We start from the raw sequence: 18,723 nt of genomic DNA, 5'->3' as shown, positions 1-18,723 counted from the left end.
CGGGTGTTCCTCGCGCGGCGCGGGCGAGGAGAGCCCGGAGGTCAGGCCAGGTCAGGTCTGGGTCACACCTCGGGGCGCAGCATCGGCGGGTTGAGCAGCGTCGCGCCTCCAGCCCGGAAGAGCTGGGCCGGCCTGCCGCCCTGCCGCGTGGTGGTCCCGCCGGTGGGTACGAGAAAGCCCGGGGTGCCCGTCACCTTGCGGTGGAAGTTGCGCGGGTCGAGCGAGACGGCCCAGACGGCCTCGTACACGCGCCGCAGCTCGCCGACGGTGAACTCGGGCGGGCAGAACGCCGTCGCGAGCGACGAGTACTCGATCTTCGAGCGGGCACGCTCCACGCCGTCCGCGAGGATCTGCGCGTGGTCGAAGGCCAGGGGCGCCGGCTGCTCCCCCTCGCGCCCGTACCCTTCCTCGTTCAGCAGCTCCTCCACGGGTGCCCAGCGGGCGCTGTGCGCGTCCCCGCCGGGACGCGGCGCGGGCAGATCCGGCGCGAGGGCCAGGTGGGCGACGCTGACCACACGCATACGCGGGTCGCGCTTGGGGTCGCCGTAGGTGGCGAGCTGTTCCAGGTGCGCGCCGTTGACCTGGTCCGGGTCCGCCGGGTCGTGGGCGATGAGTCCGGTCTCCTCGATCAGCTCGCGTGCCGCCGCCGACGACAGGTCCTCGTCGTCCCGCACGAAGCCGCCGGGCAGCGCCCAACGCCCCTGGAACGGCGGCTCGCCACGCCGTACCGCGAGCGCACAGAGCGCGTGACGGCGCACGGTCAGCACGACCAGGTCGACGGTGACTGCGAAGGGCGGGAAGGCCGACGGGTCGTAGGGCGACATGCCGCGATCATAGTCGTCTTCCTGACGATAAACACTCCCTTCGCGATCGAAGGTCGGACCTTGTTCGAGCTCCTGGAGTGCGCCCCCGCCGATCTTCGATACTTACGTCCTCGCCGGTCACGCCCCCAACTGCAGCCCGTCGGCCGCCTCCTCGACCATGGCGAGACCGAGCCTGCTGACCCGCACGGAGAACGGGGCGCCCGAGACCCGCAGCCCGGCCAGACCGATCTCCCCCAGGGGTGCGCACATCGGTCTGAGCGTCACCGTCCCGGCGGGCACGTCCGGCCGAATCCCGACGAGGGCGGTCAGGAGCCGCACTCCCGCCGCCGCGGCGGTGGCCGCGGGTCTGCAGGCGGCCGGGTGCGGAAGCGGGGCGCCCCCTTCGCGACGCTGCTCCCCCGCATACATCTCCGGCAGTCTGAACCCGAACGCCTCGGCCGCGAGCAGGACGCCCCGCAGCAGCGAGCTCGCCTCCTTCTCGTAGCCCGCCGAGGCCAGTCCGGCCACGGCCAGCGCCGTCTCCTGCACCCGAACGGCGCCGCCACGGTGCCCGAACGGGTTGTACGACGTCTCCCGTACACCCAGACTGCGCAGCCCCCATCCCGAGTCGAGCGCCGGACCGCCCAGGAGCCGCGCGAGCTGCTCGATCTGCACCTTGTCGAGCAGGCCCGGCGCCATCAGACCACCGCCGAACAGCCCGGTGTCGAGCAGATGGGCGGAGGCGCTGCCTAGGTGGGTCAGGAGGCGTCCGTCGGGCATGCGGGCGGCGGCGGGCCGGCCACCTCCGCGGTCCTCTGCCCAGAAGTCCTCCTGAAATCGAGTCCGCAGCGCCTGGGCCCACTGGCGCAGCTCCACCGCTCCTGGTCGGCCGAGGGCGTCCAGCAGATCCGCGCCGAGGACCGCGGCGCGATGGGCATGCGCCTGGGTCTCGCAGCGCAGGAGCCGTCTGGGACCTGTGTCCGCCAGGTATGGACTGTCGCCGACGGCGGACCGGAGCCAGTGGAGGCAGCGCTCAGCCGTCGGCAACAGCTCGGCGACCTCCTGTTCCGGAAGTCCCCAGCGTCTCGCCTCCGCGAGGAGCGCCGGGAACAGCAGCGTCGCTTCCGTTCCCGTGCAGCCGGGCGGCAGATGCGGGCCCGCGTCTCTCAGTGGTCCGGGGATCATCCCCGACTCCCGCCCCGATCCCGGGAGTTGTGTGCGGGCGAGCGCCTTGAGCGTGCTCGCCGCCAATCTCGTTCCCAGAGGCAGCGCCATTCGTGCCGCCGCCAACGCCTCGGCCGGAGCCAGGCCGCACCTCCAGGGCGCACCCGCGGCGAGGTAGAGGTCCGAGGGGTGCGCCGGGTCGCGCAGCAGCAACGCGTGCAGGTCCTCGACGCAGGACCTGAGCAGCGGACCTACGCGTGGGTCGTCACCTGCCGCTACCGCCCCGGCCAGCGGACGTACCGATCCGTTTGCCGCCGGCCGGCCCGCCCCCGGGCTGTCGGTCCGTACCCGCAGCTCGACACTCCAGGTGCCGCCCGGTGGCAGCTCGGGCTCCCAGCGCAGCAGGCCGGCGGAGGCCAGCGCATCGAGGGGCGGCGGGTCCGCGGAGACGACGGCGTGCCCTGCCGACGACGACCATCGCAGGCCGGAGTCGTGGACGGTGGCAGCCAGTTCGCGGCCCGCCCGCCCGGCGGCCACCGCGCCCAGTTCCGCCAGATCCGTGCCGAGCGCAACCTCGACGGGCAGTCGCAGCGGGCGCACGGCGGAGCTGCGCAGGGTGATCCGCTCCGTGCCGTCGGCGTGCCTCAACCGTTCGACCACGATCTCCGGGTCAGGGCCGCCGTCCACCACGGACCGCAGCGTCGCCACGAATCTGGCCCGGTCGGCGGCGGCCATACGGGCCTGCACCGCGACCGGCTCACGCCCGGCCACCCTCAGCAGGCAGCGAGACAGGAGGCGGCGCCCCGCAAGGTAGAACCCTTCCAGTCCGTCACCCGTCAACTGGCCTTCCTGCGAAGAGATCGCGAGGAACGGCAGTGCCACACAGATGAGCGCCGCGTGCGCCGGTGGCAGCTCGGCGGATCGCCGGGGAACGGAGGCGGACGCCCGCCAGGCGTGCGCGACGGACGACGGAGCCTTTGGATCAGAGGACGGAGCTTTGGCACTCGGCGATGTGCGTCCCGTGGGCGAGGCTGAGCCGGCCGACTCGACACGGTCCCGGGAGGGGACCGGGACGGTCGACTTCGTGCTGGCGCCAAGAGAGGCCGAGCTGGTCGCCTCCTTGCGGGGGCCGGGAGTGGCCGGGCTGGTCGCCTCCTTGCGGGGGCCGGGAGTGGCCGGGCTGGTCGGCTTCAAGGGGATCTCGACGACCTCGCCACTCCGTCCGCCCCCGAGCGAATCGACGAACGCGTTCCCGAACGCTCCCGAGGTCCAGTCATCAGGCTCTGCCCCGTGCACGGTTGGCGACGTCATCGCCACCTCACCTCTCGGCGACCACCACTCGGAACCGTCTCGCGATGCGAGCCGCCGGCAGCTCCGCGCCCGGTGCCCTTCTCCAGAACGAGCACCGCGGGTACGTCGGACGCGGTCGGTGACACAGGGGGCGGCACGGGATGGCTCCTTCCGCGCTGGGCGCGCGCGAGGCGCCGATGGCGCTCCGAAAGGTCGACGGGGAGACGACGGCGCGGCCCGGTCAGCGGCTGCGCCACAGACGTGAACGGGCTTGCCCCGCACCAAGTCACGCCCGCGGAACAGGAAGCGGAACAGGAAGGGGAGCAGTCGCCACCCCCTGCCCGCCCCCACACTCACCCTCATACCCGGCCTCATCCGTCCCGCCGACTCCCCTGCCGGCCGACCCGGCGCCGCCCCTGCGGCCGCCGCGTGGCATGCGCCCCCGCTTGGGCGGGTCCCTTACCGGCACCGGAACGTCGCGGTCCACGCCGTCGCAGGGCGGCCTCCAAGGCCCGCATCATCCGCGCCTCACTCGACTCCCGTGAGTCCTCTGACTCCTCTGACTCCTCTGACTCCTCGGCGCCAGCCTGCCCAGTGGCACTCCCGCCCTCAGGACCAACGGCCACGTCAGCCACTCCCCCGGCACCCGACCTCACGCCGACGCCCGACCCGTCTCCGTCTCCGTCTCCGTCTCCGTCTCCGTGACTGTCTACGTCTCCGTGAACGTCTACGTCCCCGCCCCCCTCGGAACCCGTCTCCGACGCCGCCAGAATCCGGTCTTCCCGGGACTTGCGCAGGCTGCGTCGCACCAGCTCCGGATCCAGGTCCGCGCTGCACGCCTCCATGAGGAGGCGGGCGAAGACATATCGCGGGTCGGCCTCCAGGGCCATGTCCAATGCCTCTCCCGCCTCCACCCGGTCACCCAGGGACCACGCGACCCAGCCCGCGAGCGTCAGCGGCGCCGCCGCGTGCTCGCCGTACGGGCCGACGCAGCGGCGGGCCAGGGCCCTCCACAGCCGCAGGGCCAGCGGTGCTTCGTCGCCCTCCATCCACTCGGCCGCGTGATCCCTGGTCAGCCGGTCCTGGAGGCCGAGGATGAGCCTGGCCGCCTCGTCGTGGGCGAGCTGCTCGTCGTCCCTGAGATCGGTCTCCAGCGTGTCGCCGCCCGCCGGCGCGTGCCCGAAGCGGCGCCAGACACGCTGGGCGAGATCGAGTGTCTCGCCGGCGATCTCGGCGCGCGGGGCGCCGGAGAGAATCCTGGGGACGAGCGCCATGGCCGCGGCGTCCAGCGCCCGCTCCTGCTCCGCCACTGCCGCCGTCTGCCAGGGCGCGAGCCGGGCCCTCGTCTCCCGCAACGGGCGCCTGACCTGGATCCCCGCGTACGTCATCGCGGCCGCGGTGACCGACGTACCGGACGCGGCCAGCGGTGTGCCGTCGGGTGGGCAGCATTCCGCGACCGGGCAGCTGTACGACCAGAAGTGATCGTCGGCGATGCAGAGGGTCTCGACCACGGGCACGTCGAGGCCGCCGCACGCCGTGCGCAGCGACTGTGCCAGGGGCCGCAGGTGCTCCATGGTCTGCCGCCCGGTCTCGTGGGCCTTCGGATCCCGGCACAGGAACGCCACGATGCCGTCCGGGATCCCTTCCCTCCGCTTGCAGCCGCTGACGAGACACCGGGCCATCTCGTCCGCGACGGACGGCCAGTCGCCGGGGCGCTCGGGGATTCCGATCCGCACCCGCCCGCCGAAGCGTCCGCGGTGCAGGGCGACGAGCACGATGCTGTCCTCGGGCCTGAACCCGAGCAAGTACGGGAGCGCCTCGGCCAGTTCGGCGGGGTTGCGCAGGGTGACCTGTTCCGTGCCGGGTGCGCCGGCTGCTTCGCTGTGATTCGTCATGCGACGACCATGCCGCGAATCCTGAGATTCCGTTTTTGCCTGTGGATAACCCGGGTCAGGGACACGACAGGAGTTGTCCACAGGCGGGAAGGCTCATTCGCGCAATGTCCGACCCATCGGGTTGCATGGGGGCATGAGCAACGAAGAGCTGCGCACGGCCGCCGATGCCGTACTCGCCCGACTCGTCGGTGACCCGACGGGCCGGGCCCGGCTGCGCGAGGACCAGTGGCGCGCGATCGAGGCGCTGGTCGCTGACCACAGAAGGGCGCTCGTCGTGCAGCGCACCGGCTGGGGAAAGTCCGCGGTGTACTTCGTCGCCACGGCGCTGCTGCGCGAGCGTGGCAGCGGCCCCACCGTGATCGTCTCCCCCCTCCTCGCGCTCATGCGCAACCAGGTGGATGCGGCGGCCCGCGCCGGAATCCACGCCCGCACGATCAATTCCTCCAACACGGAGGAGTGGGAGACCGTCCAGGCCGAGGTCGCCGCCGGTGAGGTCGACGTGCTGCTCGTCAGCCCCGAGCGGCTGAACAACCCCGACTTCCGCGACCAGGTGCTTCCCCGCCTCGCGGCCGCCACCGGCCTGCTCGTGGTGGACGAGGCCCACTGCATCTCCGACTGGGGGCACGACTTCCGGCCTGACTACCGGCGTCTTCGCACGATGCTCGCCGATCTGCCGCAGGGCGTCCCGGTCCTGGCGACCACGGCCACGGCCAACGCACGGGTGACGGCGGACGTCGCCGAGCAGCTCGGCACGGACGGCGGCTCAGGGGGCGGCACTGACGCCCTGGTGCTGCGCGGTCCGCTCGACCGCGAGAGCCTCAGTCTGAGCGTGCTCCAACTCCCCGATGCCGCCCACCGGCTGGCCTGGCTGGCCGACCACCTCGACGATCTCCCCGGCTCCGGAATCATCTACACCCTCACCGTCGCCGCCGCGGAGGAGGTGACCGCCTACCTGCGCCACTGCGGGCACACGGTCGCCTCCTACACGGGCAAGACGGAGAACGTGGACCGCCAGCAGGCCGAGGAGGACCTCCTCGCCAACCGCGTCAAGGCCCTGGTCGCCACGTCCGCACTCGGTATGGGCTTCGACAAGCCCGACCTCGGCTTCGTGGTCCACCTCGGTTCACCCTCGTCCCCGATCGCGTACTACCAGCAGGTCGGCCGGGCCGGGCGCGGTGTCGAGCATGCCGAGGTGCTGCTTCTTCCCGGCAAGGAGGACGAGGCGATCTGGCGGTACTTCGCCTCTCTCGCCTTCCCGCCGGAGGAGCAGGTGCGGCGCACGCTGGACGCGCTGGCCCAGGCGGGTCGGCCGCTGTCGCTGCCGGCCCTCGAGCCCCTGGTGGAGCTGCGCCGCTCACGCCTGGAGACGATGCTCAAGGTTCTCGACGTGGACGGCGCCGTGCACCGCGTCAAGGGCGGCTGGATCTCCACGGGCGAGCCCTGGATCTATGACACCGAGCGCTATGTGTGGGTCGCCAAGCAGCGCGAGGCCGAGCAGCAGGCGATGCGTGACTACGCGACGACGACCGGTTGCCGAATGGAGTTCCTGCGCCGGCAGCTGGACGACGAGGGCGCGGCCCCGTGCGGCCGCTGTGACAACTGCGCGGGGGCACGCTTCAGCGACAAGGTGTCCGGTGACGCGCTCGACGCCGCGAAGGGTGAACTCGGCCGCCCCGGCGCCGACGTGGAGCCCCGGCGGATGTGGCCGACCGGTCTCGCGGCGGTCGGCATCGATCTCAAGGGCCGTATCCCGGCGGGCGAGCAGGCTGCGGCGGGCCGTGCGCTCGGCCGCCTCTCGGACATCGGCTGGGGCAACCGGCTGCGGCCGATGCTGGCGCCACAGGCCCCGGACGGCCCGGTGCCCGACGACGTGGCGAAGGCTGTGGTGGAAGTGCTCGCCGACTGGGCGAAAGGCCCCGGCGGCTGGGCAGCCGGCGCCCCCGACGCCCAGCCGCGCCCCGTGGGCGTCGTCACCATGGCCTCCGCGTCCAAGCCCCGCCTCATCCAGTCCCTGGGCGCCCGGATCGCCGAGGTCGGACGGCTCCCGTTCCTGGGTTCCATCGAATACGCCGCGGGAGCCGACACCGCCCGCGTGCCGCGTAGCAACAGCGCCCAGCGACTGCGGGCCCTCGACGGCGCTCTCGTCGTGCCGCCGGAGCTCTCCTCCGCGCTCGCGGCGGTGGAGGGTCCCGTTCTGCTCGTCGACGATCTGACGGAGACGGGCTGGACCCTGGCCATGGCCGCGCGACTGCTGCGCCGAGCGGGCGCCAAGGGGGTGTTGCCGCTGGTCCTGGCCGTACAGGGGTGAGGCCGGCGTCGGGGGCCGCAGCTTTGGGCAGGGATATAGGCGACGCATCCCCAGATACCGGCGCGCGGCTCCAATTGCTCGTTGCCGCAAGCCAGTACGACGGGAAGAATTGGAATCGCTCCCGCGCGGCTCCCTCGTGGTCCGGTAGGGCTGTGCCGCGGTGCGCTCCCCCAGTCCGACCCCGCCCTCTTTGTGGGCGCGTAGCCGAAGGGAGGACCGTGACCTTCGGATTCGCTCCGTCCTCGGCGGCATCGTTGTCGGCGTCCTCGACCCGTGCCGACATGTTCGCCGACTCCGCCAACCAACTCGCCAGGATGCTCGAACCCGCGGAATGGGCCGCGGCGGGGATCCCACTGCTGCGCAATCCGCGTGAGGTCGTCAGCGGTCTGCACGTCCGGCATCGCCCCAAGCCGGAGACGGCCGTCGTCGCCGTGCTCGACAGCGAGGAGCGGCTCAGGGCCAGCGCGTCGTTCGCACGGCGCGCCAGCACCGCGGACGGCTGGGTGTTCCGCAACGCGCTGCTCGCGCAGCTGCGCCGGGTCATCCCGCACGATCTTCGGCGCCGTACGCCGGTACGCACGGCCGTGCTGCTCTACTGCCGCGAGGGTGATGCGCGGTGGACCGAGGAGGACGGGGCGTGGATGTGGGGGCTGCGCGACGCCTGCACGCTTCATGGGCTGCGCTGTGGGGCGTACATCACCATGACGCGTGACGGTTGGCAGGTGCTCGGCGAGGGGCGCGGCGGTCGGCGGCCCAGCCTGGGGTCGACGCCCGAGGGGTTCGAGGGCGCGGAGCAGCCTCTTCCCCGTACAGGTGGTGCGGCTTCGGAAGTGCTGCGGCGCGCGGCGGCCCGCTGAAACGGCCGGTTGGGCGCCGCTGCCGACGACCGGGAATGCGCTGGTGCGCGCCGGGCACACGGCGCCGCCGGCCGCCCTGGAACCGTCGAGCGGTCCGGGCGGCCGGCGTGCGGCGTGTCAGACTCCGGCGCCCAGCAGGGAGTTGATCCGCTGCGGGTCTCCGCACACGATCAGCAGGGCACCCGCCCGGCCGAGGGCGAGCGGCAGAGCGGTGGCGGCCACCTCGTCGGCGCCGCCGTTCAGCGCGACGACGACCACGGGCCGCTTGGTGGCGCGCTCGGCGGCACCGGCGTCGGCATAGAAGACGTCGTCACCCGCGTCGTGCTGCGCCCAGTAGGCGGTGTCGCCGAAGGACAGCTCGTGGGTGGCCCACGGGTGCGGGTCACCGGTGGTGATCACCAGCACCTCGCCGGGCGCACGGCCCGAGTCGAGGAGCAGGTCGACGGCTTCCTCCGCGGCGTCCAGGGCGCCCTCGACCGAAGCCGGGATCAGCTGGATCTGCGGCTGCTCGGTCGAGCCCGCCGGGGCGGACTCGGTCGGCACGGCAGCGGGGGCGGCCGGAGCCGACGGCCCCGGCTTGACGGCGGGTGCCGACTCGCGCGACGTGCGCTGCGCGGGCGGCATCGGCCTTGCGGGACCCGGGCGTCCGGGTCGCGGCGGCGCCGCGGGACGCGGGCCGGGTACGGGGCGGGGGGTCGGCGCGGTACGGCCGCTGGGGGCCGAAGTGGCGCGGGGACCCTGGGCACTCTCGTGAATCTGAGACTCCTCGGGAAGGAGAGGCATGAGCTGATATCTATCAAACGCCGGTGCGATACGCCTCGGCGGGTGGCACATGAGTGCGAGCGGAAGATCAGAAGTCGAAGCCGAGCTGGCCTTCGATCTCCGGAACGTTTCCGTCCGCCCAGCTGCGGGCCTTCTTGAGGTGCCGCCACTGGGGCAGCGCATCAAGGTACGCCCACGAAAGCCGGTGGTACGGGGTGGGCCCCCGCTCCTCCAGCGCGGCTTTGTGGACCGGCGACGGATAACCGGCGTTGGCCGCAAAACCGAAGTCTGCATGTTCGATGCCCAGTTCGGCCATCATTTTGTCGCGCCGAACCTTGGCGATCACCGATGCCGCGGCGACGGCCACGCAGGACCGGTCGCCCTTGATCACCGTACGGACCCGCCAGGGAGCGCCGAGATAGTCGTGCTTCCCGTCGAGGATGACCGCGTCCGGACGGACCGGAAGGGCCTCGAGGGCCCGCACCGCGGCAAGCCGCAGGGCGGCCGTCATGCCCAGCTCGTCGATCTCCTCGTGGGAGGCGTGCCCGAGCGCGTGTTCCGTCACCCAGCTCTCCAGCGTCTCGGCGAGCGCTTCGCGCCGCTTCGGACTGATCAGCTTGGAGTCGGTGAGGCCTTCGGGCGGTCGACGCAGCCCGGTGACGGCTGCGCACACAGTGACCGGACCCGCCCACGCACCGCGACCGACCTCGTCCACACCGGCGACGATCTTGGCTCCGGTGGTGGCGCGCAGTGAGCGCTCGACGCTGTGAGTGGGTGGTTCGTACGGCATGGCGCCAACAGCCTACGCCGCCGTGTCCCCTCGGCGACACCCCGGTACCAGGAGGTCGATGCCGGGCCGGACGGAACCGTCGGTTCACGGCCTGGCTCACGGCCGGCCCGGCGCGGGCGCGCCCTCACCCGCCACCATCGAACCGCACCACCTTCACACCCCCGTCCGCCCCCACCATCCGAGCACCGAGCCGAACGCCCAGCCGAACACTGAGCGAACACCCAGCCGCACGCCCCGCCTCACGCCCCCAGCGGCCGCAGCAGCGGAACCATCACCTGGTCGATCATCTCCGTGAGATCACGCTCACCCCATTCACTCCCGCACACTTTGGAGCGGTACATCATCATCGCCGGGATGACATCGCAGACGTACTCGTCCGTGGCCCCGGGGCGTACCTCGCCGCGTGTTATCCCACGGCGTACGACCTCTTTGATCAGCTCCACGCTCGGCTGGACGACACCCTCGAAGATCACTTCATGGAAGCGCTCAGCCGTGGACGAATCACATTCGTGAAGAACCGACCGCAGGGCGAATCCGGGACGTGAGTACATCGCCTCGCGCATCAGACGGCACAGCTCGATGAGATCGTCCCGGACGTTGCCGCGATCCGGCGCCCCGTCGAGCCTGGGCAACCCCGCCCGCAGGGCGTCCGCGACGAGCTCCTCCTTGGAGGACCAGCGCCGGTAGACGGCGGCCTTGCCCGTCTGCGCGCCAGCCGCCACACCTTCCATCGTGAGGCCGCTCCAGCCGACCGTACTGAGCTGATCAAGCGCGGCTTCGAGGATGGCCCGCTCCAGCACGGGACCACGCCGACGCAGGGTGGCCGTCGGAGCGGGGGCGGCCGTCCAGGGCGAAGTATCCATCGTCATCTCTCCGTTGGGGATCCGGAAACTCAAGGCAGCTTCTTCAGTGAACGGTTGCGTTCACTGTTGGGGAGTCACTACCGTTTGGCGCGACAGTGAACGGTTGCGTTCACTAACGCACTTGTGGGGGATCCATAGTGTCAACCTCTCAGTTAACTCAAGATCAGAAGCCCGAGAAGCCGGGGACAGCCCGCCGGGAGGGGCGCCCCGGCATAGCCCTCACCGTCATCGCGGCCTGCCAACTCATGGTGGTACTCGACGCGACGATTGTGAACATCGCGCTCCCGCACATCCAGAACGCGCTCAAGTTCTCCACGACGGACCTCACCTGGGTCGTCAGCGCGTACACACTCACCTTCGGCGGCCTGCTGCTTCTCGGTGGCCGCGCGGGGGACATCCTCGGCCGCCGCCGGGTCTTCATGTCCGGCATCCTGCTCTTCACCCTCGCGTCGCTGCTCGGCGGACTGGCCCAGGAACCCTGGCAGTTGCTCGCAGCCCGCGCCCTGCAAGGCGTCGGTGGCGCGATCGCGTCGCCCACATCGCTGGCCCTCATCACCACGACGTTCCCCGAAGGCCCGGAGCGGAACCGGGCGTTCGGCGTCTTCGCCGCGGTCTCCGCGGGTGGCGGCGCCGTCGGCCTCCTCGCCGGCGGCATGCTCACGGAGTGGCTCGACTGGCGCTGGGTGCTGTTCGTGAACGTACCCATCGGCATCCTCATCGCCGTGCTCACGCCGGTGTTCATCAACGAGTCCGAGCGCCACCCCGGACGCTTCGACATCGCGGGCGCGCTGACGTCCACGGCCGGGATGGCCTCCCTCGTGTACGGGTTCATCCGAGCGTCGGAGGAGGGCTGGCGCGACCGGCTCAGCACCGGCTCGTTCGCGGCGGCCGTCGTGCTGCTCCTGGCCTTCGCGTTCATCGAGAGCCGGGCCAGGGAGCCGATCACACCGCTGCGGATGTTCGCCGACCGCAACCGCTCGGGCACCTACGTGATCATGCTGAGTCTGGCCGCGGCGATGTTCGGCATGTTCTTCTTCATCGTCCTGTTCGCACAGAACGTCCTCGACTACACGCCGATCGAGGCGGGCCTCGCCTTCCTCCCGGTCACGGCCGCGATCATCGTCGGCGCGGGCGTGTCCCAGCGGCTGCTGCCCGTACTGGGCCCCAAGCCCTTCATGATGACCGGCGCGACCCTCGTGCTGCTCGGCCTCGCCTGGCAGACGTTCATCTCCCCCGACAGCTCGTACGCGGGTGGGGTGCTCGGCCCGATGCTGCTGTTCGGCGTCGGGATGGGGCTCAACTTCGTGACGCTCACCCTGACCGCCGTCTCCGGAGTCGCCCCGCACGAGGCGGGTGCGGCATCCGGGCTGCTCAACGCGACGCAGCAGGTGGGCGGTTCGCTCGGCCTCTCCATCCTCACCACGGCCTTCGGCACGGCCGGCCGGAACGAGGCGAAGGATCAGATCCCGTCGTTCATGGCGCAGGCCACGCCCGAGCAGAAGGCGGAGTTTGCCAGGACCCATCAGCTCCCGGCGCCGTGGGGTCACCAGGTGCTGGCCGAGGGCATCTCCACGGCATTCGTCCCGGCGGCGGCGATGGCGCTCCTCGCCCTGATCGTCGCCACTGTGGTGATCCGGGTGCGCAAGAGCGACCTGGAAGCACTCGCGGGCACCGCGGGTGCGGCCGGACCGGCGGGCGGCTGACCAGGGAAGCCGCCCACCACGTGCGATCGATGCCGGGCCGCCTCAGGTGACGAGGCGGCCCGGCATCCGCCACGCAGTGGGCGAGCCGCAGATCAGACCGGCAGGCCCGGCGCCCATTCCGGCAGCGGCTCGGTCCGCTGCAACCACTGGTCCGCCGGAGCGCCACCCGGACCGGAAGCGACCACTCCGCCCACGATCGCGCACGTCGTGTCCATGTCCCCGCCGACCTGGGCCGTGGCCCAGAACGCGCGCTCGAAGTCACCGAGGCCCCGCGCCGCCGACCACAGCGCGAAGGGCACCGTGTCATGGGCCGTCGTCCGCCGGCCGCACCCGAGGACGGCGGCCACCGTCCCCGCGTCACCGTAGTCGAGCATGTCCCTGGCCCGTCTGAGCCCCGCGCCCACCGCACTGCGCGGCACGAGCGCGATCACGCCGTCGAGCAGCGCCTGCGGCGTCGGCGGTCCCGCCGGATCCGCCACGAGCGCGGCGGCGGCGGCCACGGCCATGGCGCCGACCACGGCCTCCCGGTGCTGGTGCGTCGGATAGGCGGAGATCTCGGCCTGATGCGTGGCCTGCTCCGGATCGTCCGCGTACCAGGCGCCGAGCGGTGCGATCCGCATCGCCGCGCCGTTGCCCCAGGAACCCTGGCCCTTGAAGAGCGCGGAGGACAGGGCGCGCCAGTCCCCGCCCTCACGGATCTGCCGGAGCAGCCGGTTCACCGCCGGGCCGTAGCCCCGGTCGAAGTCATGGTGCTCGGCGAAGGACCGGGCGAGCTCGTCCTGCTCGATCCGGTTCTCGGCGGCCAGGACCGCCACTACGGAGCACGCCATCTCTGTGTCGTCGGTCCACTGCCAGAGGCCGTCGGGCAGCTCCCGGCGCTGGAGCAGCGGATAGTTCGCGGGCACGAAGAACTGGGAGCCCAGCGCGTCCCCCACTGCCAGGCCACGCAGGCTGGACAAGGCGCGGTCGAGCCGCACATGAGGAGAGGAATCAGCGGTCATCGCCCTGCCACTCTAACCGGTGACTCCGTACGGTTCCGGATCACGCCAGCGTTCGAACGGCCGGTCCAAGGTGTATTTGCCGTTCTCCCCGAGAACGAGTGCGCGCGTCTCACCGTTCCCCGGATTCGACAGTGATTCGAAGTCGGCGACCGACCAGTGGAACCACCGCATGCAGAACAGCCGCATGGTGAGTCCATGGGTGACAAGGAGGACGTTCGACGGGTGATCGGGCGCCTCGAAGCTGCGGTAGAGGCTCTCCAGAAAAGCACCCACACGGTCGTACACGTCTGCCCCGGACTCCCCTTGCGCGAAGCGGTAGAAGAAGTGCCCGTAGGCGTCGCGGTACGCCTTCTGAAGGCGTACGTCGTCCCTGTCCTGCCAGTTTCCCCAGTCCTGCTCCCGCAGCCGCGGCTCCTCCCGCACCCGTACGAGGTCCGGGTCGAGCCGGAAGGCGCGGAAGGTCTGGTGCGTGCGGCGGTAGGGCGACACGTAGACACTCACCCGCTCGCGCCCGAACAGGTCACGCAGGTACTTTCCCGTCTCGTCCGCCTGTTGCCGCCCCGTCTCGGTGAGGGCAAGGGCGTGGTCGGGCTCGCGTTCATAGACGGTGTCGTCGGCGTTGCCCTCCGACTCGCCGTGCCGGACAAGGACGATGCGCCGCGGACGTGCCATGCCAAAACCCTAGATCGGACATGGCTCGTTCGAGCACTCGTGCGGGCTCCATCCGGCGTATGTCACACCGCGTGCCCGTTCCTCGCGACCAGTCCGGTCCGTCCGGTCCGTCCGGTTCGTCCGGTCCGGTCCGGTCACACCGTCCAGGACGGTTCCAGCTGGACGATGTCGCCCGTGATCCCGGCGATGTCGGACTCCGTCTGAGCCCGCAGCGAGAGCCGCTCCACCCGTTCCGCCTGGTACTTGCCGTGCTCGGCCACGGAGTGCCACATCGAGAGGATCAGGAACTCGTTGCCCGGCGCCTCGCCGAAGAGCCCCCGCACCATCCCCGGGGAGCCGGCCATCGCGGGGTTCCACACCTTCTCCTGCATCAGCGCGAAGTGCTCCTCGCGCTGCGGATACACACGGCAGTGCGCGAGACGCACCGTGTCCGCCTCCGTGAAGCGCGGCTCGAACCCCGTCTTCACGTCGAACCGGTGGTCGAAGAGCTTCACTTGGATGTTCTTGTACGTGCCCGACTGTGCGGCGGCGAGCCGGTCGTGCGAGCGCGCCATGAAGGAGTCGTAGAAGGCGCGGCTCTCCCAGAAGCCGAGGACATGGGCCACCTCCGGCCGATTTCTGCTCCAGCCCCCACCCTGTCCCCGGAATCCCGGCTCCCCCAGAAGCCCCGCCCACTTTCGCTGCCCCCGCTCGAACCCTCGACGGTCGGTCACGGCGCAGCGAATCCACTTGACCAGCACCGCGCCATCGTACGGCCCGCGACGTGGGTTCGGTCACGCTCCGGCGGCGTGCATCCTGATCAGTCGCTCCCAAGCACCCGTGCTCCAAGTCCCCTCACGGAGAAGCCGATTCGCGCCAAGCAGGCGTCGAGATCCAGGCCTGTCCTGTTCCATTTCATGGTCACGATCGCAGGACGTAGCGTGTCCGTAGTAGGCATGAGCAGTCGTAACCGGCGGTCCAGGAGGGGGAGTTCGGGTGAGCAGCTTCAGGAAAGGGCTCAAGAAGGTCGAGGTCGCGCTGAAATGGGATCCGAGCCCGACCGGCTCGCCACCCCATGATCTCGACATCATCGCGGCGACCTACACGTCCGGCGAACCGGGCGGCGAACCGGCGTACGTCGTGTATTTCGACAGCCGCTCCCCCGACGGGACGATCACCCTCAACCGGGACAGCACGACGGGCCAGGGCTTCGGGTTCGACGAAGTCATGACACTGGAGCTGGAGCGCCTGTCGCCCTCCTACGCGCGCGTGGTCGTCGGTGTCGCCATACAGCAGGGTGAGCGGGCCACGGTCTTCGGAGCGGTCGCGAACACCGCGGTCCGGATCCGTGAGGGATACACCGACCTGGCGCAGAACGACTTCTCCGAAGTGGCCGATTCGACGGCGGCCGTGGTCGCCGAGTTCGCGCGGGACGACTCCGGAGAATGGGCTTTCCGCGAGATGCTCCAGGGATTCGACAGCGACCCCACGTCGTTCGCGGCCGCGATGGGCAGCGCGCACTGAGCCCTACGTAGAGGTCTACGTAGACAGGGAAAAGGTGAGGGGCGGCGAGCCTGTGGCCCGCCGCCCCTCACCTCACTGCGTCAGCTGATCAGCTGCAGCCGCTGGTCGAGCCGCAGCCCTCGCAGATGTAGCAGGAGCCGGCGCGCTGCATCTTCGTGCCGCAGGAGAAGCACAGCGGAGCGTCCGCCTGGATGCCCAGCTGCATCTCCACCAGCTCGGCGCTGGTGTGCGCCTGCTGCGGAGCGGGCGCCACGGCCGCGGTCTCGGCCTTGGGGGCCTCGACGGCCTTCAGCGTCTCCGTCTGCCGCGGGGCGGACTGGGCCAGGCCCTCGACGTCGACCTCGTCGTCCGCGGGCTCGTACGAGCCCGTCTCCAGGTGACGCTGACGCTCCTCGGCCGAGTGGATGCCGAGCGCGGAGCGCGTCTCGAAGGGCAGGAAGTCGAGCGCCAGGCGACGGAAGATGTAGTCGACGATCGACTGCGCCATCCGCACGTCCGGGTCGTCCGTCATGCCGGCCGGCTCGAAGCGCATGTTCGTGAACTTCGAGACGTACGTCTCCAGCGGGACGCCGTACTGCAGGCCTACGGAGACGGCGATCGAGAAGGCGTCCATCATGCCCGCGAGGGTGGAGCCCTGCTTCGACATCTTCAGGAAGACCTCGCCGAGACCGTCGTCCGGGTAGGAGTTGGCGGTCATGTAGCCCTCGGCGCCACCGACGGTGAACGAGGTGGTGATCCCCGGACGGCCCTTCGGGAGACGCTTGCGGACCGGACGGTACTCGACGACCTTCTCGACCGCGGTGCGGATGGTGTCCTCGGCCTTGGCGGTGACCGCCTCCTTCTCCTTCTCCTTGGTCTTGGCGGAGAGGGGCTGGCCGACCTTGCAGTTGTCGCGGTAGATGGCGAGCGCCTTGACGCCCATCTTCCACGCCTCGAAGTAGACCTCTTCGACGTCCTCGACCGTGGCGGTCTCGGGCAGGTTGACCGTCTTGGAGAGCGCGCCGGAGATCCAGGGCTGGATGGCCGCCATCATGCGGACGTGGCCCATCGCGGAGATGGAGCGCTCACCCATCGCGCAGTCGAAGACCTCGTAGTGCTCGGTCTTCAGGCCCGGGGCGTCGACGACGTTCCCGTTCTCGGCGATGTGGGCGACGATCGCCTCGATCTGCTCCTCCTGGTAACCCAGGCGGCGCAGGGCCTGCGGGACGGTGCCGTTGACGATCTGCATCGAGCCGCCGCCGACCAGCTTCTTGAACTTGACCAGGGCGAGGTCGGGCTCGAGGCCGGTGGTGTCGCAGGACATCGCGAGACCGATGGTGCCGGTCGGGGCGATGACCGACGCCTGCGAGTTGCGGAAACCGTTCTTCTCGCCGAGGCGGACGACGTCCTGCCAGGCCTCCGTGGCGGCGGCCCAGATCGGGGTGTCCAGGTCGTCCATGCGGACGGCCTTGGCGTTCTCGTCGGCGTGCTGCTTCATGACGCGCTGGTGCGGGGTGGCGTTCTTGGCGTAGCCGTCGTACGGGCCGACGACCGCGGCCAGCTCGGCGGAACGCTTGTACGAGGTACCGGTCATCAGCGAGGTGATGGAACCGGCCAGGGCGCGGCCGCCCTCGGAGTCGTACGCGTGGCCCGTGGCCATCAGCAGGGCGCCGAGGTTGGCGTAGCCGATGCCCAGCTGGCGGAAGGCGCGGGTGTTCTCGCCGATCTTCTGCGTCGGGAAGTCCGCGAAGCAGATCGAGATGTCCATCGCGGTGATGACCAGCTCGACGACCTTGGAGAAGCGCTCGACGTCGAAGGACTGGCGGCCCTTGCCGTCGTCCTTCAGGAACTTCATCAGGTTCAGCGACGCGAGGTTGCAGGACGTGTTGTCCAGGTGCATGTACTCGCTGCACGGGTTCGAGCCGTTGATCCGGCCGGACTCCGGGCAGGTGTGCCACTGGTTGATGGTGTCGTCGTACTGGATGCCGGGGTCGGCACACGCCCACGCGGCCTCGGCCATCTTGCGGAAGAGCGACTTGGCGTCGACCTCCTCGATGACGTCACCGGTCATCCGGGCGCGCAGACCGAACTTGCCGCCGGTCTCCACGGCCTTCATGAACTCGTCGTTCACGCGGACCGAGTTGTTGGCGTTCTGGTACTGGACGGACGTGATGTCGTCGCCGCCCAGGTCCATGTCGAAGCCCGCGTCACGCAGCGCGCGGATCTTCTCCTCTTCCTTCACCTTGGTCTCGATGAAGTTCTCGATGTCGGGGTGGTCGACGTCGAGGATGACCATCTTGGCCGCGCGGCGCGTGGCGCCACCCGACTTGATCGTTCCCGCGGAGGCGTCGGCGCCACGCATGAAGGAGACGGGACCCGAGGCGTTGCCGCCCGAGGACAGCAGTTCCTTGGAGGAACGGATCCGGGAGAGGTTCAGGCCGGCGCCCGAGCCGCCCTTGAAGATCATGCCCTCTTCCTTGTACCAGTCGAGGATCGACTCCATGGAGTCGTCGACGGCCAGGATGAAGCAGGCGGAGACCTGCTGGGGCTGCGGCGTACCGACGTTGAACCACACCGGGGAGTTGAAGCTGAAGATCTGGTGCAGGAGGGCGTACGCCAGCTCGTGCTCGAAGATCTCGGCGTCGGCGGGCGAGGAGAAGTAGTTGTAGTCCTCTCCGGCCTTCCGGTACGTCTTCACAATCCGGTCGATGAGCTGCCTGAGGCTCACCTCGCGCTGCGGGGTGCCGACCGCGCCGCGGAAGTACTTGCTGGTGACGATGTTGACCGCGTTCACCGACCAGAAGCCGGGGAACTCGACGCCACGCTGCTCGAAGTTGATCGAGCCGTCGCGCCAATTGGTCATGACGACGTCACGGCGCTCCCACTCCACCTCGTCGTACGGATGCACGCCGGGAGTCGTGTGGATGCGCTCGATACGCAGCCCCTTGCTGGCCTTGGCTCCCTTGGCGCGGGAACCTCGTGCCGGGCCACTCGCCGTCTCTGTCATGCCGCCTCCCTATACCGGGCTAAAACGCCCCGAAGTGCCTCGATCTTCCCGTGGCACGGTGTGTGTCTTGATATTGCGAACGCCGCTCTTGCCGCCCGCAACAGGTCTGGATGGCCGCCGACCGAC

Annotated in this window: 13 protein-coding genes and 1 pseudogene; 4 read left to right on the top strand and 10 right to left on the bottom strand. The window is 70.4% G+C overall.

All coding sequences use genetic code 11. From position 1 onward, the window contains the following. Positions 1-62: 62 nt before the first annotated feature. The 3 genes from EOT10_RS00170 to EOT10_RS00160 all read right to left on the bottom strand — a co-directional run bounded on the left by EOT10_RS00170 (position 63) and on the right by EOT10_RS00160 (position 5,152). Positions 63-824, bottom strand: a complete 762-nt coding sequence (locus tag EOT10_RS00170) for an NUDIX hydrolase (protein WP_127825935.1) — start codon at positions 822-824, stop codon at positions 63-65. Between the two features lie 117 nt (positions 825-941). Then, complete coding sequence (locus tag EOT10_RS00165; RefSeq protein ID WP_431313240.1) at positions 942-2,849, bottom strand: glycogen debranching N-terminal domain-containing protein; 1,908 nt, start codon at positions 2,847-2,849, stop codon at positions 942-944. A gap of 779 nt (positions 2,850-3,628) precedes the next feature. Further along, complete coding sequence (locus EOT10_RS00160; RefSeq protein ID WP_127825933.1) at positions 3,629-5,152, bottom strand: DUF4192 domain-containing protein; 1,524 nt, start codon at positions 5,150-5,152, stop codon at positions 3,629-3,631. A gap of 133 nt (positions 5,153-5,285) precedes the next feature. On the opposite strand from EOT10_RS00160, the gene EOT10_RS00155 reads away from it, so the two are divergent. Both EOT10_RS00155 and EOT10_RS00150 read left to right on the top strand, forming a co-directional pair. Next, positions 5,286-7,460, top strand: coding sequence for a RecQ family ATP-dependent DNA helicase (locus tag EOT10_RS00155; RefSeq protein WP_127825932.1), 2,175 nt, complete (start codon positions 5,286-5,288; stop codon positions 7,458-7,460). A gap of 218 nt (positions 7,461-7,678) precedes the next feature. Further along, positions 7,679-8,317, top strand: coding sequence for a hypothetical protein (locus EOT10_RS00150; RefSeq protein WP_127825931.1), 639 nt, complete (start codon positions 7,679-7,681; stop codon positions 8,315-8,317). A 117-nt stretch (positions 8,318-8,434) separates the two neighbouring features. Here EOT10_RS00150 and EOT10_RS00145 read toward each other — a convergent pair whose 3' ends face one another. The 3 genes from EOT10_RS00145 to EOT10_RS00135 all read right to left on the bottom strand — a co-directional run bounded on the left by EOT10_RS00145 (position 8,435) and on the right by EOT10_RS00135 (position 10,732). Next, complete coding sequence (locus EOT10_RS00145) at positions 8,435-9,100, bottom strand: hypothetical protein (protein WP_127825930.1); 666 nt, start codon at positions 9,098-9,100, stop codon at positions 8,435-8,437. Between the two features lie 67 nt (positions 9,101-9,167). Then, entirely contained in the window at positions 9,168-9,869 is a 702-nt protein-coding gene (gene rnhB, locus EOT10_RS00140) for a ribonuclease HII (RefSeq protein WP_127825929.1), read from the bottom strand. Between the two features lie 239 nt (positions 9,870-10,108). Continuing rightward, positions 10,109-10,732, bottom strand: a complete 624-nt coding sequence (locus tag EOT10_RS00135) for a TetR/AcrR family transcriptional regulator (RefSeq protein ID WP_127825928.1) — start codon at positions 10,730-10,732, stop codon at positions 10,109-10,111. 137 nt (positions 10,733-10,869) lie between these two features. Here EOT10_RS00135 and EOT10_RS00130 point away from each other — a divergent pair, with 137 nt between their 5' ends. Further along, entirely contained in the window at positions 10,870-12,435 is a 1,566-nt protein-coding gene (locus EOT10_RS00130) for an MFS transporter (protein WP_127825927.1), read from the top strand. 92 nt (positions 12,436-12,527) lie between these two features. Here EOT10_RS00130 and EOT10_RS00125 read toward each other — a convergent pair whose 3' ends face one another. From EOT10_RS00125 to EOT10_RS00115, 3 genes are all read right to left on the bottom strand, one after another. Further along, the gene (locus EOT10_RS00125; protein ID WP_127825926.1) at positions 12,528-13,436 is read right to left on the bottom strand and encodes an ADP-ribosylglycohydrolase family protein; all 909 of its coding nucleotides are present in this window, start codon (positions 13,434-13,436) and stop codon (positions 12,528-12,530) included. 12 nt (positions 13,437-13,448) lie between these two features. Continuing rightward, positions 13,449-14,108 (bottom strand): histidine phosphatase family protein, encoded by a 660-nt coding sequence (locus tag EOT10_RS00120; protein WP_127825925.1) that lies wholly within the window; start codon positions 14,106-14,108, stop codon positions 13,449-13,451. Positions 14,109-14,242: 134 nt separating this feature from the next. After that, positions 14,243-14,848 carry a YdbC family protein gene (locus EOT10_RS00115; RefSeq protein WP_127825924.1) on the bottom strand — a complete coding sequence of 202 codons (606 nt, stop codon included), beginning with the start codon at positions 14,846-14,848 and terminating at the stop codon, positions 14,243-14,245. Positions 14,849-15,059: 211 nt separating this feature from the next. Between EOT10_RS00115 and EOT10_RS00110 the strand changes: the two are divergent. Continuing rightward, positions 15,060-15,611, top strand: a pseudogene (locus EOT10_RS00110) (TerD family protein); the annotation flags it as partial. A gap of 88 nt (positions 15,612-15,699) precedes the next feature. Here EOT10_RS00110 and EOT10_RS00105 read toward each other — a convergent pair. Continuing rightward, positions 15,700-18,597, bottom strand: coding sequence for a vitamin B12-dependent ribonucleotide reductase (locus EOT10_RS00105; RefSeq protein ID WP_127825922.1), 2,898 nt, complete (start codon positions 18,595-18,597; stop codon positions 15,700-15,702). Between the last annotated feature and the right edge of the window lie 126 nt (positions 18,598-18,723).

Source organism: Streptomyces antnestii, from assembly GCF_004005495.1.
Classification (GTDB): domain Bacteria; phylum Actinomycetota; class Actinomycetes; order Streptomycetales; family Streptomycetaceae; genus Streptomyces; species Streptomyces antnestii.
This window is presented reverse-complemented; position numbering and strand designations above follow the sequence as displayed.